Here is a 15,036-nt window from a genome sequence, read left to right as displayed (position 1 = left end):
GGCAGTTTAGTTTATATATTATCTATTGTATACATAATCAAGTGCCCGGACGTGAGCGTTGAACGGATGCCACGAGAAGGCTAACCGATGCCGCTAGCAGAACAAGATCTTTGAGAAGAAATTGGCCAGGCGAAGCTGAAATCGCGGGAAATCCACCCGCGGTCATTTCCGCGACGCCAGGGGTCGTCAAGAAAAACGTGAGTGTGACCAGGTAGGTGCAGATCGACATCGCCGCGCCCAAGGCTGAGAAGAAAGGTTTGAAAGCGCCCAGGATCAGTGCCGCGGCCGTCGACAATTCTAGGGCGCCAATCACATAGCTCGCACCTTGAACACCAAAGAGGGTATGTAACCAGCTCATGATGGGGCTGTTCGCGATCAACGGCGCGATGCCATCGGCTTCATAAGCGGTGAATTTCATCCCGCCAAACCAAAGAAAGATGACAACCAACGCCCACCGGTTGAATGCCAGAAGCGAGAAGGATCCAGTACCCTTTTCAGCAACTTGGAGGAGAGGCCGATTTGCACCAATAGCGCCGGTTGTGCGTACGCCAAGAGGACTCGTAGCGTGGCTCATGAGATGACTCCTTACATAAAGTAGTGGATAAGAGCCTCCACTTTACGAGGCCCTGGTGCGCATATCGAGCCTAAATCTTTGCAATAAAATACCAATAAGGATCAAATTCGATAGAATCGTCTCATCCCCACCTTCTCGCATAACAGGCCATGTCTCAAAGCGATTGGCTGAGCCAACTTCTGCGTCTCCTCACCGTTACGGGTCAACTCGAAGTTCGCTGTGTCTATGACGCGCCGTGGCGGCTGGACGAGCCTGCCAGCGCGGTCTACGAAATCCCCTATCACGTCCTACTGCAAGGCCGGGCCATTATTGAAGACCCGGAAACAGAAGCAACACAGGAATTGATTGGCGGGGATATCGTGCTACTGCCGCACGGATCTTCCCACGTCCTGCACGATGGAAGCGGAAAAAAACCAAGAATGGCGCATGACCGCCAAGGCTCCGCGGGATGGATGCTGAGCGAGAACACGGGCCGTGGTGAACGGCTGGACATGTTATGTGGGCGATTTCGAATCGCCCCTCCTCATGACCGGCTGATTCGCAATTACCTGCCCAGACGTCTCGTGGTGCGAGTAAAAGGTGATCCTGACGAGACTGAAACCGGCTCCACAATCAGCCACCTGGCCAACTTGGTCGGACTGATGCGCATGGAATCCAGCGGCGAAAAAGTGGGTGGATATGCCATCCTCAACGCGTTGTCTTCGGCACTGTTCGCGCTGACGTTGCGTGCAGCCAGCGAGTCGCAGCAAGCCCCGGAAGGCCTATTGGCGCTGGCCAGCCATCCTCGACTCGCCCCGGCAATTTCCGCGATGTTTGCCAATCCTGCCCAAAACTGGAATCTGCAAAATCTGGCCGATTTATGCAATATGTCCCGCGCCACCTTCATGCGGCATTTTCAGGACAATTTAGGGCGCTCGGCTTTTGAACTATTGGTCGATATCCGTATGAGCCTGGCTGCCAACGAATTAAAGAAACCCAATATGTCGACTGACACTGTCGCCTACTCCGTCGGGTATCAGTCAGTCTCTGCGTTCCGCCGGGTATTTACCGACAAAATGGGCATGACACCAGGGCAATGGCGTCGTCAGGCACAGGAAGTGGCAAGGTAATGCCTTGGATGAATGAGTTCGTAAAGCATGTCCCAATCTGTCTCGCAAGAGGTCAATACGCACGGCGCTTAGTGGAGATCTCAGTACCTCACGAGAAACAGCAGGTCGTCGGACCCGCACTCGGCAAGCGGTGGGCTCTTAATCAGGGATATAACTCGGCCTTCACTCCCGTCTTGTGCGGTTCGTACAAATCCAAAACTGCTGCCGTGGCATCTGCAGTTGAGTTCGCTGCCGATTTGATCCGAGCCTTACGTGCGGCCGAAGGTTACCCGAGGTGTAATAGAGGCGATGGCAGGATCGACGCCCCTGCTAGGGCGGCGCATGTCGTTCATTGCATTGACTCCGGCTTACCCAGATAGCTGATGTTGAAAAAGATCTTTGATCGGCTACGTGTATCGATGAGGGATTTTGCGGAGATGACGCTAGGGGTAAACGCGAAAAATGGATACCAACCTGGAATAATTTTCAGCGGAAAAAATTCAATTTTTTATCGTTCGCAGCGCTGATAGACTGCCCTGCTACTTATGAACGAAATGCGGGAAGGGCGCAATGATTTCACGTCGGAGCATTCTGAAACTGGGCTACGGTAGTGTGCTCGTGGCGGGGGCCTCGTTGGGGCGCGTACAGGCCAGTTCTGCGCCGGTCAGCATCGTCATCCCAGGGCCTCCGGGAGGCGGCGCGGACGCGATTGCCCGTATTGTGGCGGAGAAACTCGGCTCGAAGATCAACGAGACAATCATCGTTGAAGCCCGTCCCGGGGCCGGCGGCCTGATCGCGAGCAACTACGTGAAACGCCAGGTTCCAGACGGCAAGGTGCTTTACCTCAGCTCGTCCATGCTGGTCACTGCACCCGCTGTATATCCCGAGCTACAGAAACTGGACCCGGTGGCCGACTTCACCCCGTTGGCCAGGCTGTCTGTGAACACCTACCTGTTCCTGGCACGCAATCAGTTGCCCGTTTCCGACGTGCGCCAGTTCATCGACTATTGCCGCGCGAATCCCAAGAAAGTAACGATAGGAACCGTGGGGCAGGGCTCGTCAAGCCACCTTGCTGCCGCGTACTTGGTCAAGGCAGCGAACCTGGATGTCACCATCGTGCATTACAAGGGCTCGGCGCCCGCGAACCAGGACTTGATGGGGGGATTCATCGACGCAAAGTTCGAGAATCTCGCGGGTACCCGTGCGACGCTCGATTCCGGAAAAGTCAGAATCCTGGGCGTGTCCAACGCAGAGAGGTCGCCGCTGTTTCCGGATATTCCCACCGTGAACGAGTCGGTGCCGGGTATGGTCGTCGATGACTTCTTCATCATCGTCGCGCCGAAAGGGATGGACAAGCAGCGCGCACAGGCGCTCAGCAAGCACCTTGCCGAAGTGGTTCAGATGCCCGATGTGCAAGCCAAGCTGCGCGAGCAGCTCGGCGCCATTTCCGCACCGCTCGACCCCGACGAAACCGTGAAGTACATGCGCGAGTCGTTCGACAGGACAAAGACCTGGGCGGCCGATCTGCTCGGAACGGGCGAGATGGCAAGCAGCTAGTTTTCGGAGTCCGGGCGATTTATATTTTGGTCGCACGCAGTCTGAAACGTCACGAGCGACGCGGTGCCAGCGCGCGGCGCTCGGAGGCGGCGATGCGCTACATCCCTGCGGACACCTGTCTTCGGCGCGACGTTGCGTACATTCCGGTGCGTCAGCCTGGCTGCGGGATCCATGCCATGGAGGTGTAGACTTATTCCCAATCGGTATGAACAGGACAGGTGCCATGACGACCTTCCGGGAACTGGAGGCTTTTGTCGCGGTGGTGGATATGGGGTCCTTCGAGAAAGCGGCTCGCAGCCTGGATACATCGCAGTCAGCCATATCGCGCCTGATCAATGAGTTAGAAGGGCAGTTCAAGCACCCTTTGTTCAATCGGAACCATCGGTCGGCGCAACTCACGATTGAAGGGCAGGAAGTATTGCGGCAAGCGCGGGCAATTCTGCGCCAGCGTGTCAACCTCATGGAGCGTTTCGCCAGCCCGGAAATCGTGGCTTCGACACTGCGTCTTGGAGTGACGGAGCTAGCGGCGGTGACATGGCTCGGATCTTTTGTTGTGGATTTGCGGGCTCGGTATCCCCGCATTCGCCTGGACTTGAAAGTGGATTCGTCCATCCGCTTGTTCGAGCAGATGCGAGATGGTCATCTGGACATAGCGGTTGTGCTCGAATCCACGCGTTCGGCGAACATGGCCAGGATTACCGTCGGCTCCGCGGCATTCGGGTGGTTCTGCGCAGCCCGTCGGTCCATGCCCAAGACATTGAAGCTGTCGCAATTCGAGCAGGAGACGCTTCTGCTGCAAGGCACGGGCGGCAGCTCGGGAAGCCAGATCGTGAACTGGCTGATCGATCGTGGGGTAAGGCCCGCAAACATGATCCAGAGCGACAGCCTGGCCGCGTTGTCGGGGATCTGCGCCGCCGGCCTCGGGATAGCCGGCCTCCCATATGCAATTGCCTCGGATGCCGTGGCGTCAGGGTTGCTCCAGGAGGTGACGGTTCCGCTTGGCGCAATCAGCATGGCGTACATCCTGCTGATAAAAATAGACTCGATTACCGACTTTCACCGGACGGTGGCCGATCTGGTGAAGCGCAATTGCAACTTCGACAGCGCGATGGCGACTCAGCATCGCGTGGCCAGACGTTGAGGGCGGGACATGCCGACTATCAAACAATTGCAGGCGTTCTACTGGCTCGCCCGTCTGGGGACGCTCAACTGTGCCGCGGAAAGACTGCATGTCACGCAATCGGCCGTCACTAAACGGATACAAGAACTGCAGGCCATTGCAGTTCAGCCGCTGTTCGAGAGGGACGGCCGCAAAAGCCAGTTGACCCCATTCGGAAGGGAACTGGAAGCCGAGTGTGTAAAGCTGCTGGGCTTGCTCCAGGGTCTGGACACGCTGAAAAGCCTGAGTCATCCGCCCGTCCGGCTGCTGCGGATCGGCCTCACCGAAATGGTGGCGCTGACATGGTTTGCTGACTTCCTGCGCCATATGAAGCAGCTCTATCCGTCCATCACGGTTCAGCCGGAGATTGACCTGTCGCTCCTGCTCCAAGATAAGGTGGAAGAGGGACGGCTGGATTTCGCCATCCTTCCCGATTTTCGTACGTCGGACTCCATGGCCAAGGTGGGCGTCGGCGAAGTCCAGTTCGGCTGGTTCGCCGCACCCGGCGTCTTTGGGGCCGGCGATGTGCACACCATGCACGAGTTGGCGACGCAGCCGGTGATCGAACAGTCGGAGAATTCGATCATTACGGTCGCGTGCAGCCGGCTCTGGGAAAGTGCCGGGGTGCGTCCGGAACGCATCTATGGTGGAAACAACGTGCAAGCCCTGGCGGGTTTGATCTCTGCTGGCGTGGGTGTCAGCTGTCTTCCGATTGCCCTTTTCAAGAACGAGATAAGAGCAGGCTCCCTCGACCTGGTCAAGACCTCGACGCCGGCGCCATCAGTAAGCTACTCCTGCTGCTTTCTGAAGCACCCGAATGCGACGCTGGGGCACCGTATCGCCGAGGTGGCGAGAGATTGCAGCACCTTCGCAGGCGTTTCCGGATCGGCCGCGGGTAGGACGGCCAGGCGCGGTCGCCGCAGGGCGTCGACCGCAGTGTAGCTTTCCTGGCATGCATTTGTGCCGGAGTAACTCGTTCAAATCCAGTGGGGCCGGTCAGCGGGTAGAGCCTATTCTTTTTGGCACAAAAGAAAATGCCCAGCTTCTAGGGCTGGGCATCGAATTCGTGGTGGCCTGGGGCGGAATCGAACCACCGACACGCGGATTTTCAATCCGACCCCAGAATTGGCCGGAGAACTAAGCCAGATAAGGGTTTGGCCTTAAGAATCCGCACATTTGTCTTGTCCGTTCTGCATCCCTTTCCCCAGGGAACAGTCCGTTAAAACTACTGTTTATGCGACGTTCTTTTGGCCTGGCTGGATAGAGTTGGGAGCCACAGTTTCTCGCCACCGCGCCTTGACGTATGTTTCCGTGGTGGACTTGTGGCGATGGCCGCATAGCATTTGAATACGTTCGATCCTTTCTCCCGAAAGCCATAGATCAGTTGCGCCCTTACCCTTGAGGTCACGGAACCCGAAAGATGGCATGTTCTCCAACCCTTTGCGCTTGCGGGCCTTGGCCTGGGCGCGGGTGAGCATCGACGTGATTCCGCTGTAGGTATAGGCGTTTCCGTCAGCGGTGTGCACGATGGGTTGGTGCAACACCGGGTTAGGCCCGATTGCTTGCTCGATCATTTCCAGCAGCCTCCCGGTGAGTTCTATCTCCAACACTTGACCAGTCTTGTTCTGCGTCACCCGCAAAACCTTTTGGTCCCCACGGCGCCGGACGTTTGCAGCTGTCCAGCCCGTCATGTCGCTTTCTGGCCGCTGCAAGGTACGGTATACCAACTCCATCATCAGCCGGACGGGGGCGGGGGCACAGTCATAGACGGCAAGGTACTCTTCGTCGGTCACATACCTATCCCGAGGCTTTTCAGTGTTGCGCTGAATCCCACTTGCGCGCATGCAAGGGTTAATCCGGATAGTTGTCTTGCCTTTACGGATGAGCCACGACAGGCAAGATGAGAGGCAGGCTCGTTCCCGGTTGGCTCGCACGGCGCGTCCGGCCCGTTTGCCTTCGTCTAAATACAACTGCACCAACTCAGGAGTTACCGCCTCTGGTGTCATTTTCCCGAAGAATACCTTCAGCTCGACGGCGTTTTCTTCGTAGTCGTCACGCGTTCTTTTGGCTAGGTCGTTCGACGCAACGCGGGCGTCACAATCCAATAAAAACTCATCTAGCCAATAGGCCATCGTGCCGTAATCCCTGCGGTCGCCGTTGTAAATGGCAGCTTTCCTCTTGGCCTCGGCTACATCGGTACCGACCTTTTCCCAGCGTCCGTCGCGATGTCGGTACCAGAACTTATTCCATCGCCACGACAGCCGAGTGCCTGCGAGATTTAGCGGGTCATCGCCCGCGCGCCGCCGCCCCATGTCCATTTCTCCTATTCTGCCAATGGTGCCGCAGGGCTATCACGTCTGCGGCTGGTGTTGATATCGGCACCTCGACTAGCCTAGGTGCCGGTTGTTCTGATGTCATTACGCGGTCGAAATCGGCGCGAGCGACCAGCGGGCGACCGTTGGGTTTGGCTCGTGCGTTGAGGCCGAGCCGCTTAAGGTGCCTCATCTGAGCCGCTGGCTGCGTGAGTGGCGTGCAGATATCGGCGATTTCCTCGTCTGTAAGGTATGGAGGGGTGTTCATGCAATCTCCAAAACAAAGCCCGCGTTATGCGGGCATCCAAGATTTTCTAGTTGTGTCGAGCAGACGCTCGATTACGTCGGTGGTCATGTTCCTACTTTGATTGCATAGACCCGCACCGGGTCGGGTATCCCTTGGTCAGCACAATGTGTCCATATGACCGCCCTTCGAGGCGGCGACACCAATAGGGGTTGAACAAGCGATACTCCTCGGTCTTCGTCCCAGCCTTGATCTGGTCGAAGTACTCGCCTTTTAGGGCTAGGTGCAGATCAGCCATGGCTTATGTCCTGCGCATTAGCTTCAATGGCCGTAAACTGCGGCTCAAATAGCAATGAGCCACAGGAGACGTCATGCGGAGGAGATTCAAGAACGGTTGTCGGAAATTCGTCGATTTTTGGATTGGCGAATGGATTGTGCGTCTGTTCGGTTACAACGGGGGCACAGTCATTGTGCTCCGCAGCGCTTTCATCACGGTATGGGTGATTTTCTGCGCCATTGGGCTGATTGCATGGATCGATCCAATGCGTCCAGGCCCATGGTCGTGGTACGGATTCCGTGAGCAGCTCGTCAATGTAGGGCCATGGATCGGCGCGGTCTTCGGCGGCGTTTACGTGGCGCTCTATGCACGCTTTGCTTCGCAGTGGAGTTATCTCGCTTCGGTCTATAACCAAATCAAGCAGGTTGAATCCGAGGGGCCTGTCAACTACCGCGCGTTCAACGAATGGAGGGCTGGCTATATTGAGGATGCTCTGGAATTGCACCTTGCTTTGAAGCCGAACGTGGCACCAATCGTCAAAGCTTGGGCAGGTGTGGCCGAAGTCAAAGACGCGTTCTGCGCCAATACTCCGGGGGGCGAAGCCCGACTGAAAGCTCTGCTTAAAGCAGTGGATGCCGCTTGGAGCAACGAAGAGCAACGAAGGAGTAAGGAATCCGGGTCCGGAAGGGAAATTTAGAGGCTCACGCATTCTAAGCCTCCCCATCGTTCGTTGTGGCGCGGTACCGAAAATGGAAGCCACCTTTACCATCGCCGTCATGTGCCACATATTCGACGTGTATGCCATGAGCCTTGGCTTCGCCATAACTCAGATTTCCGTGTGCCCATTTGCCCAGCAGGGTGCGCCAATCCTCAGGCAGTGCCGCCACGACATGGCTGTCGATAATCGGCCCGCCGTGACGCTTGATGATGGTGGACAGTAGTTCGGTGTACTGTGAGCTGAGACGTATAGCGGCCCTTGTTGAGTCTTCTGGCGACAATCCGGGGAACGGCCAGTCAGTGTGAGGCACGAGGGGAGGCGCAGATGGTAACGCCTGGGTGCGCGCCGTATTGACGGCTGAGAACAGGTCGATCTGGTGCATCACCCCTCCTTGCCCTGCTGGGCTATGTCGGACAGCCGTTTAGCAAGAAAATCGGTGTAATCGCCGCCAGAGTGGTAGCAATCGATCCACGCCTGATATTCTTCAGCCATCAGTTTGTGCGCATCCCTCTCTACCGGCTTCTGCGCGGCCAGGGCGGAAACGAGGCGTCCTTTGCGCTTGTCCCCATACATGTCGATCCATTCGACTCCGCTTTGCGGATGGCAAATGTTCGGCATTTGGATGACCATGCTGGTGGCATCCGGGTATGCTGCTTGTATCTCGCGCAATGCCTCTTCTACAAATTTCGTAGTCGGGTATGGACCCTTGCGCTGAGGCACCTTGCCGGGCTGCGTGAATATCACAAAAGTTGCGTGCTCGTCGTTTCCAACATCCCCGCCGCGCTGCTGGCGGTCCAGCGCATCGGCAGCTTGCCGCATGGTGTCGGCATAGTCTTGGTGGCTGTATCCGTTATTGCTGGCGTATTCCCGAAGCTGACCTGGCAGATCAGATGGAAAATCTACGCCCTCGGCGGCAGGGGCGGACTTCAGGGCGCGTAATCCCTCGGCAATTTCGGCCAGTTCGGCGCTGTATTCCTCCATTGCAATTGCTGCCGCGCCTCTGCCGAAGCTCCACGCTCCGGTATCTCGCTCCATGCGTCCGTTTTCATGGTCAAAGTTGTGGCGGCGCTTGTCTACCCAAGCTGCGGCTGCCTCGATACCGTCATCGCGGGCCTTGGCCTGTTCCGCTTGCCACTTCCGGTATCTGTCCAAACTGCCTTTGGCTGTCGCCTTCGGCGCGGTGGTGCCCAACTGCTCATCTAGCCATGCCTGGACCTCGCCGCCTGACCACATTTTCCGAAGATGGGCGGGGAATACTAGGCGGGCCTCGGCGCTGGCCTGGGGCGCGGCGTATACCGCTAACGTCCAGCCTGCTCGGGATTTCCGGCTCCACGTTAGAGCGGTCTGAACATGCGCGCCGAGTTCTCCCTTTTCGTCAAGAACAGCCGGGTCGAGATAGAACAACGGCTCACCCGCCCCGCGCAGCTTGGATATTGTTCCGCGAGCCTCATACATGAGCAATGACGTGGCATTTTCACCGCCGTTCTTGCCGATCCATTGATCCAATCGGGCGATAACCGCTTCAGGACTCATATAGCCGTGCTGATGAATCACTGAGTTGACGTAATCGTCGCTTAAAGGGTCTTGCTTGTTGTCAGTCATTGAGTAGCCTCTTTCATCTTGCGATACACGCGGTCCACCTTCTTTTGGCGCTCGTCAAGAATCCTCATGACCACCATGTGATCCTTCAGTGCCTTGTCGTACGGCTGTATCTGTTTCAACAGACGCATTCGCTCGCTGCGGTCCGTAGAATTGTTGAACTTGACGGCGAGTGCATCTCGCTTGGCAAAATCGGGCTTCTGGTCGTCCCATCGATCAAGCTCAGCTTGGAAATCTCTGGACAGTTGTTCGCTTTGCATCTTCCAGCGAATAAACAGCATTTCACGTCGGCTTACGCGTAGGAATAGGCCGTTCTCACTGATCCACTGAATGATCTCGTCTTTGGTGAATTCGCGGAGGATGTTCAGTCCGCTGTCACGTTCGGTCTGTAAGGCCTTACGGGCTGGCTTGCGTGCTCGCTTCCCGACTGAATATGTGCCGTCAGGATTAAAGTGCGCGGTAACGTCCTTGTGGGTGTTCATGTGGGGTTCCTCTTCTTAATGGCACAGCGGCGCGCTACCTCGACGAGCCAGCGGCCCAGATCGGGCGGAGTCGCCTCGCGCTCGGCTTTGGTGATGTGAGGGCGGTAGTCATGTCGTTTTCGCGATTGCACGACATAGGCCGCTTCGCCCAGGACGAGCGGTAGAGTGGGGAGGTCGTCGGGGTCACTTCCTACGATGTAGAACCAAGTGGCTTTCTCTGCCTTGTGGCCCCACCATTTCTGAGGGGCGGCGAGTGTCCACCCCCCCCACTGGTCGCGGCCAGCTCCGGGATAGGGCATTCGTTGTGCGGACCAAAGCAGACTGCCCGCTGGATGTTCAAGCACGCCGCCAAATTCTCGGACAAGCGATACGGCCAATCTGCCTAAATTGCGCTCGTCAGGGCGCGGCTTGGCGAACGCACGCAATCGGCCCCATGCGCGGCACGGCGGATGAGCCACAACAGGCAAATCGCCGTCATAGGTACGAGCATCCCGCTCCATGTCGTACACGTCGCAGCCGGGCAGCGTCTTGTAGACCGAATCTGCCCGAGCAAAAAGGATAGCTACTGTGGTCATGCTGACACTCAGATTGAGTTGAGGTACGATCCGCTCACTTACAGGAGTGAGACTATGGAAAAACAGCACGCCGGGACTCCATGCGTCAGTAGGCTGCTAGTGGAGCAAACGGGGCCGGATTGTTTTGAGTGGGCAATCATTACGGAGAACGAAGCCACGGGCTTCAAGGTTTGCGAGCAGCGGCCACAGCTTGGTTTTGTCAGTGAAGCTGAGGCGCTGCGCAAGGGACAACAGGCGTTAGAGTCTTTCCACTACTTCGGCCAAGGCAATTAGGCGACCGTTTGTCCTATTCTTTAGGGCCGTCGCTATGTGCGACGAGATAGTCTGCGATGGCGTCGAATTGAGTGGCTGTCGGCATGTCCGATGTTTCATCGACTCCTGCGGCCTTGGTCGCCTGCATCATCAGCATTGAATTGTTATCGGAAACAGACAGGCGGACGGCCCGATAACGCATTGCGTCCCGCGCATCGATTTCGTTGGGGGCGGGTAGGGCGTGAGCGCCGGTGTAGATGCAGTTTTGGCCCTGCCACACACCGATGCAGATACCTCTCGGGTCTGGCTGAATTTCGACTTCGATTGATCCTTCAATGGCGGTGGTGTTCATTCGTCTGTCTCCTGGGGAGAATCGATGGTTTGTTGAGTTGAGCGTTGCTTAGCTTCTGCGCGCTTGCGGTCGCGTTCGGCCTGTCGGGCGCGGGCGGTTTCTACGGCTCCGTGAGCGGACAGCAGCGCTAGAAGCTGGTCCGTATCTACTTGGATGGATTCGGGTGCTACGCGCCCTTCCTGGCGGTCGAGCAACGCCGCTTTCTGGTTTGGTGTCAGACCGCCAATAAAGGCATCGACCTGGAACACAAGAGGAACGACGACCTTTTTCGGCAGTGCCCGTCCGTGGATAGTGCTGGAAGTGACTTTCGACTTGCCTGCGGCTTTGGCCTGGGTGACTTTGCCCTGGAGAAACTCGCCAGCCTGCGCGCCCATCTTGCGTACTGCTTCGATGGCCACCTCGGCGGCGACCTGCCCCGACCGCACGAGCTCTTGAACGTCTGGCTCAGCGTCGGCTAGCACAAAGTAGTTCTCGACGTGGGTACGGCTGCAATGCACGAGAGCTGCAATCTCGTCGCTGTCGAGGCCCATCCCTCGGAACCGCTTAAAGCCCTTAGCCGCCTCAAGGGGGCGCAGCTGGGCGTTCTTGTTGCTGGTAAAAATGCGGGCCTGTCTATCCAGCTCGTTGCCGCTGAATCCGACAATCGATACCCATTCAATGGGGGCGCCTGCTGCGATGGCGCGGCCAATCGCATCGTGTCGGCGATGGCCGTCTACGACCTCGACACCGGAACCATCAGGTATTGGCACGACTTCCAGGGCAGGGAGGGTTCCTCCAGCCAGGACATAGGCTGTCAGTTCCTCGATTCCGGCTTCATATTCGTCGTCAAGGTCACGAAGGTTGAAACCGGCTTTCACGCGGATATCGGCGTAACGGACTTTCATCGCATCGGCGCGTTTGATCGTCTTGTCTTCGATCATCGTGCGGAACGATGCGGGGGCTGTGGGTTGGGTCATTTGGGTCCTTGGGGGCGAGGAAATCTGCCTGCACCTGGGTGGCCTTTCCAGATTTTGCAGACGATGGTGATGCTCACGTCGAATTGCTCAGCGAGCACGCGGGCAGGCAGAACACCGTGCATTGCGGTGATGTAGTCAATGTGTTCGTCTTGGAGTGGTGCGCCCTTGGGCGGAGGCTCCGGTATGGCGAACTCGGGGTGAATGATTGGCGTCGGGGGCGGTATGGGTGGGGTCCATCCAAGCATGTCCCGGACGATGAATCCGATACCGTCCATGGTCAGAAACCTGCCCCGCGTCCAAGCCAGGGCAGCACCACGAGATAGAGGGCGACGAACAGCAGTGCGCCGAGCCATGCGCCGAGCGGTATGCGGTCGTTGGCGTCCCAATTGCCGCGCCCAGCATGGCCCTTTGGTGCGATGAAATCCACCAGCCTATCTACTACCTTGGCGGGCGAGATTCGTTTTCGATTCGCGCACGGGGGCGCGATAGCGGTGATTGTTTTCATGTCGGGTTCCAAGGATCATTCGCCGCATGACGCTGTGTGAGGCAGTCGCCCACGAGTGCCACGAGAAAGGCGGCGAGTAGAAACATCAAAATGGTGGTGAGAGCCGTCATGCCCTGGCTCCCTTTTCATGCGTCAATTCACGATGGACTGCCGTGCGAGGCATTCCCGCCATCATTGCGGCGACGACCGCCATGTCTTCCATTGAGTGCTGTGGCGGTGAGCTATCGTCACTCGCTACGCCACTGAAGATATCGTTGCGATTAATGAACGCGATGAAGGCGAGTTCCAATGCTTTCTTCAAGTCTCGATTGAACGCTCGGAAATGAAGCTCGATTTCTAGGAACTGGGCTTTTGTGATCTGTAGCCAGAGCGCTTTCTCGCCTCGGTACTCCCGAGAGGGAAGTGAATTCGTTCGCAGCACCATGCTCGCAACTTGGGCGAGCAACCGGCGGTCTTGTACCGTTCTGAATGGAAACTTCATCCACTCAGTAGCCTGATCATCCTCGCCAAGGTCGGCCAGCGTCATGCCGTGCCGTTTCAGCATGGATTCCAAGAATCGTTGAGCGTTATCACTTTCGCCGCCTTCACCACGGCGGGCAAGGGCCAGCAGCTTAAGCATGCGCTGGCGTGCTTTGTCGTTGTTCATATGAAAACCCTGTTATGGGCAAGATGGTGGGAGGAACGGCTTCGGAGAGCAGGCTGGAATACCCGATCAGTTCACATCTAGAGAGAAAGCCACTTTTTCCGATGGTGACGAAACAGCGCCGACCCGCTCTCCGAAGCCGCCCTGAGGGTCTAATCTGTGGCACTTTGGATCACTGCTGGAATTGGCTATAGTCAGATCTCCATTCAACTGGGAGGAGGAAATATGACTCGCGAAAAAAAAGTGGCGGCTGGTACGCAGTACGGCGATTGGAAAGGCACAGCTCAGGCTGATAACCATGATGATTTGACGTTGACCAAATTTGCCCGGGATAAGGGTTGGATTGCGGCCGACGATGTGATTGTTGGTTGGGAGATTTATAGCGGCGAGATAAGTCGGGTAAGGCCCGCAGGACTTGTGTTAGTTACTGTGCATTTCGCATCGGCCTCGTCCGTAGGAGAAGCGAGGAAGTCTCGTGCCAAACTCTCGGTGCAGTCCGTTTGCTTTGAAATGGACCTTGTTGAATTTTTTGGGAAGTTCAAGCGTTTTTCGGTTGCTGCTTCACAATCTGGTGAGTTCGAGGATGTGTTAGCGGACGATCCTGTTCACGTGAAATAGTCCCTCCGCTTGACCCTCGCTATAGCTGCCACGTGACTAGCGGTGCAGCCTTAGATCCAGCCCAACACAGCCCCTAGCGGGGCAAGAAAGACGCCGATTATTCGGGCCACTTCAAAGGTGGTCCAGTCGGCCACGGCAAATCCGATTTTGAAAATCTTGGCGATATTTAAGAACCATCCCACCAATCCGGCGATGCCGATTGCGAACATCAGCACGTAGATGATTTCGAATATCGACCGCTTAGCGTCGAACATTTGATTTCCTTATGAGTTCATCGGGCTGCACTCTCGTTGAAAGTGCAGTCGGATGAATCCGGGGCAATGCACGCCTGACAACTCCCGTTCATCACGGCTCCAGGACATGCACTGCTCATCAATCGCCGCAGGGCGCAGCAGTAGTGCTTGCCGCCCCTGGGTCGTTGAAATCCTCTGGTCTTGAGCAAACTTCGCTTCCGGGGTAGAGGGTTGCGCCCGGTGCCTAGAGACGCTTGTGCGCCATCGGCCTGTTCTATCGCTTGGCTGGTTGTTAAAGAGCGGGTACTGCTTGCAGCTCCGTTACTAGGGTGGCGTTGCCTAAACCGTTCTGCGGAATTGCTGCGTTAAGAAAAAGTGTAGATATATCTAAACTTAATGTCAATAAAAATCTAAACATCCGGGCGAGCCAATCGGATACCATCGAGAATTAATTTGTTACGGGAGGGACTATGCGGTTCTGGACCATTGCAGCTATTGCGGCTGCTTTCTTCTCAAGCGCCGCCCAGGCAGCGAAAACAGACCTAGAACTGATAAGTAGTCAGGCGGCACACCACTTCTTTGTGGTTTCCAAGCCGTGGATTCTTGATTCGAGCTATCTGGAAGGCGTAGCCAGCAAATTTTGCTCTGGTAAGCGGGCGTGCGTGGCCCACTTCTGGGAGAGAGGTACGCCTGCGGCCAAAGCACTGCCCATGTCAGATGCTCAGGCTAAAGCCGAAATGGCGACTTTCCAGGGAAATCGGATGCTCTGGCGGTGCGGGAAGTACAAAGTGGCTACCGACAAGAATTGCTTTAGCGACTGAATCGTAAAAAGGGGCGGCGGAAATGAAACGGCGTGAGACGCCGGATAAACTATTGTTTATTGGCAAACTCA

The 15,036-nt window shown here is 56.7% G+C and carries 20 protein-coding genes; 8 read left to right on the top strand and 12 right to left on the bottom strand.

Annotated features, from left to right (window positions below):
- Positions 1 to 37: 37 nt before the first annotated feature.
- On the bottom strand, positions 38 to 574 hold the full coding sequence (locus tag ACYVI2_RS09170; RefSeq protein WP_415818848.1) for a YkgB family protein: 537 nt from the start codon (positions 572 to 574) through the stop codon (positions 38 to 40).
- A gap of 149 nt (positions 575 to 723) precedes the next feature.
- Between ACYVI2_RS09170 and ACYVI2_RS09165 the strand changes: the two genes are divergently transcribed.
- The 4 genes from ACYVI2_RS09165 (at position 724) to ACYVI2_RS09150 (ending at position 5,320) form a co-directional block, all read left to right on the top strand.
- The gene (locus ACYVI2_RS09165) at positions 724 to 1,683 is read left to right on the top strand and encodes an AraC family transcriptional regulator (RefSeq protein ID WP_415818847.1); all 960 of its coding nucleotides are present in this window, start codon (positions 724 to 726) and stop codon (positions 1,681 to 1,683) included.
- A gap of 549 nt (positions 1,684 to 2,232) precedes the next feature.
- Complete coding sequence (locus ACYVI2_RS09160; RefSeq protein ID WP_415818846.1) at positions 2,233 to 3,219, top strand: Bug family tripartite tricarboxylate transporter substrate binding protein; 987 nt, start codon at positions 2,233 to 2,235, stop codon at positions 3,217 to 3,219.
- Positions 3,220 to 3,442: 223 nt separating this feature from the next.
- On the top strand, positions 3,443 to 4,360 hold the full coding sequence (locus ACYVI2_RS09155; protein WP_415818845.1) for a LysR family transcriptional regulator: 918 nt from the start codon (positions 3,443 to 3,445) through the stop codon (positions 4,358 to 4,360).
- 9 nt (positions 4,361 to 4,369) lie between these two features.
- On the top strand, positions 4,370 to 5,320 hold the full coding sequence (locus tag ACYVI2_RS09150) for a LysR family transcriptional regulator (protein WP_415818844.1): 951 nt from the start codon (positions 4,370 to 4,372) through the stop codon (positions 5,318 to 5,320).
- 290 nt (positions 5,321 to 5,610) lie between these two features.
- Here the strand turns inward: ACYVI2_RS09150 and ACYVI2_RS09145 are convergent, their stop codons facing one another.
- Together ACYVI2_RS09145 and ACYVI2_RS09140 are read right to left on the bottom strand one after the other, a co-directional pair.
- Positions 5,611 to 6,690, bottom strand: coding sequence for a tyrosine-type recombinase/integrase (locus tag ACYVI2_RS09145; protein WP_460490295.1), 1,080 nt, complete (start codon positions 6,688 to 6,690; stop codon positions 5,611 to 5,613).
- Positions 6,665 to 6,958 (bottom strand): DUF4224 domain-containing protein, encoded by a 294-nt coding sequence (locus ACYVI2_RS09140; protein WP_415818842.1) that lies wholly within the window; start codon positions 6,956 to 6,958, stop codon positions 6,665 to 6,667. The genes ACYVI2_RS09145 and ACYVI2_RS09140 overlap by 26 nt, the downstream gene beginning before the upstream one ends.
- A 347-nt stretch (positions 6,959 to 7,305) precedes the next feature.
- On the opposite strand from ACYVI2_RS09140, the gene ACYVI2_RS09135 reads away from it, so the two are divergent.
- Positions 7,306 to 7,908: a hypothetical protein gene (locus ACYVI2_RS09135; RefSeq protein ID WP_415818841.1), complete on the top strand. Its 603-nt coding sequence runs from the start codon at positions 7,306 to 7,308 to the stop codon at positions 7,906 to 7,908.
- A 13-nt stretch (positions 7,909 to 7,921) separates the two neighbouring features.
- On the opposite strand, the gene ACYVI2_RS09130 is transcribed toward ACYVI2_RS09135, so the two are convergent.
- From ACYVI2_RS09130 to ACYVI2_RS09115, 4 genes are read right to left on the bottom strand one after another with little or no spacing between them, the layout of a single operon-like run.
- Entirely contained in the window at positions 7,922 to 8,311 is a 390-nt protein-coding gene (locus ACYVI2_RS09130) for a hypothetical protein (protein WP_415818840.1), read from the bottom strand.
- Positions 8,311 to 9,531, bottom strand: coding sequence for a hypothetical protein (locus tag ACYVI2_RS09125; RefSeq protein ID WP_415818839.1), 1,221 nt, complete (start codon positions 9,529 to 9,531; stop codon positions 8,311 to 8,313). Before ACYVI2_RS09125 ends, ACYVI2_RS09130 begins: the two co-directional genes overlap by 1 nt.
- Positions 9,528 to 10,010, bottom strand: a complete 483-nt coding sequence (locus ACYVI2_RS09120) for a hypothetical protein (protein WP_415818838.1) — start codon at positions 10,008 to 10,010, stop codon at positions 9,528 to 9,530. Before ACYVI2_RS09120 ends, ACYVI2_RS09125 begins: the two co-directional genes overlap by 4 nt.
- Positions 10,007 to 10,585, bottom strand: coding sequence for a hypothetical protein (locus ACYVI2_RS09115; protein ID WP_415818837.1), 579 nt, complete (start codon positions 10,583 to 10,585; stop codon positions 10,007 to 10,009). Before ACYVI2_RS09115 ends, ACYVI2_RS09120 begins: the two co-directional genes overlap by 4 nt.
- Before the next feature lie 54 nt (positions 10,586 to 10,639).
- On the opposite strand from ACYVI2_RS09115, the gene ACYVI2_RS09110 reads away from it, so the two are divergent.
- A complete protein-coding gene (locus ACYVI2_RS09110; protein ID WP_415818836.1) occupies positions 10,640 to 10,858 on the top strand; it encodes a hypothetical protein in 219 nt (72 codons plus the stop codon).
- Between the two features lie 13 nt (positions 10,859 to 10,871).
- Here ACYVI2_RS09110 and ACYVI2_RS09105 read toward each other — a convergent pair whose 3' ends face one another.
- From ACYVI2_RS09105 to ACYVI2_RS09090, 4 genes are all read right to left on the bottom strand, one after another.
- A complete protein-coding gene (locus ACYVI2_RS09105; RefSeq protein ID WP_415818835.1) occupies positions 10,872 to 11,189 on the bottom strand; it encodes a hypothetical protein in 318 nt (105 codons plus the stop codon).
- Complete coding sequence (locus ACYVI2_RS09100) at positions 11,186 to 12,109, bottom strand: hypothetical protein (protein ID WP_415818834.1); 924 nt, start codon at positions 12,107 to 12,109, stop codon at positions 11,186 to 11,188. The genes ACYVI2_RS09105 and ACYVI2_RS09100 overlap by 4 nt, the downstream gene beginning before the upstream one ends.
- A 313-nt stretch (positions 12,110 to 12,422) precedes the next feature.
- Complete coding sequence (locus tag ACYVI2_RS09095) at positions 12,423 to 12,650, bottom strand: hypothetical protein (RefSeq protein ID WP_415818833.1); 228 nt, start codon at positions 12,648 to 12,650, stop codon at positions 12,423 to 12,425.
- 106 nt (positions 12,651 to 12,756) lie between these two features.
- A complete protein-coding gene (locus ACYVI2_RS09090; RefSeq protein WP_415818832.1) occupies positions 12,757 to 13,296 on the bottom strand; it encodes a hypothetical protein in 540 nt (179 codons plus the stop codon).
- Positions 13,297 to 13,518: 222 nt separating this feature from the next.
- Between ACYVI2_RS09090 and ACYVI2_RS09085 the strand changes: the two genes are divergently transcribed.
- Positions 13,519 to 13,911 (top strand): hypothetical protein, encoded by a 393-nt coding sequence (locus ACYVI2_RS09085; protein ID WP_415818831.1) that lies wholly within the window; start codon positions 13,519 to 13,521, stop codon positions 13,909 to 13,911.
- Between the two features lie 50 nt (positions 13,912 to 13,961).
- Here the strand turns inward: ACYVI2_RS09085 and ACYVI2_RS09080 are convergent, their stop codons facing one another.
- Positions 13,962 to 14,165, bottom strand: coding sequence for a hypothetical protein (locus ACYVI2_RS09080; RefSeq protein ID WP_415818830.1), 204 nt, complete (start codon positions 14,163 to 14,165; stop codon positions 13,962 to 13,964).
- Between the two features lie 449 nt (positions 14,166 to 14,614).
- Between ACYVI2_RS09080 and ACYVI2_RS09075 the strand changes: the two genes are divergently transcribed.
- Positions 14,615 to 14,965, top strand: coding sequence for a hypothetical protein (locus ACYVI2_RS09075; RefSeq protein WP_415818829.1), 351 nt, complete (start codon positions 14,615 to 14,617; stop codon positions 14,963 to 14,965).
- Positions 14,966 to 15,036 lie beyond the last annotated feature (71 nt).

The organism is Bordetella tumbae (genome assembly GCF_054780995.1).
The sequence above is the reverse complement of the archived record's forward strand: the minus strand, read 5'-3'. Positions and strand labels throughout refer to the sequence as shown.